The organism is Mesorhizobium sp. M1E.F.Ca.ET.041.01.1.1 (genome assembly GCF_003997355.1).
Classification (GTDB): domain Bacteria; phylum Pseudomonadota; class Alphaproteobacteria; order Rhizobiales; family Rhizobiaceae; genus Mesorhizobium.
This window is the reverse complement of sequence record NZ_RZSL01001211.1, coordinates 1-568: the sequence shown is the minus strand read 5'-3', so window position 1 is coordinate 568 and position 568 is coordinate 1. Positions and strand designations below refer to the sequence as shown.

General features: G+C 66.4%; 1 protein-coding gene. It reads left to right on the top strand.

Annotated elements, in window-relative coordinates:
• Nucleotides 1-568 (top strand): DUF2336 domain-containing protein (locus EOA38_RS38415; protein WP_127301678.1); only part of this gene is annotated, 568 nt, incomplete at both ends.

Sequence of the window (568 nt, the reverse complement as noted above, 5' to 3'; positions counted from 1 at the left end):
ATGCCGATCTCATCGACCGCGTCGCTTGCGGCCAGAAAGCCACCCAGAAGCTGATAGCCAACCGTCCGGTCGTCTCGATGTCGCTTGCCGCCGCTATCGCCGAGATCGGCGAGCCGGAAGCCTGCGCCACGCTGATCGCCAACAGCGGCGCCGACATCGCGTCGCTGAGCTTCCGCCGCATGGCCGAGCGGCACGGTCACCTGCCGCTTGTGCGCGAGGCGCTGATCGCCGACGCGCGTCTTCCCGCCGATTGCAGGCACACGCTTTTGATCAAGCTTGGCGAGACGCTGAAGGGTTCGCCGCTGGTGCTGGCATTGATGGGCGCCGCTCGCGCCGATCGTGTGATGCGCGATGCCTGCGTGAAGGCTTCGCTGACATTGATCGAGGGCACGCGCGCCGAGGAGCATGCCGCGCTGATCGAGCATCTGAGGCTGCGCGGCGATCTCACCGCAGGCTTCATCATCCGCACCATCGCGCATGGCAAGGTCGACTTCTTCGGCTCAGCGCTGGTGGCGCTCGCCCAGCAATCCGAGCATCGGGTGAGGGCACTTTTGGCCGGCGGGCATGA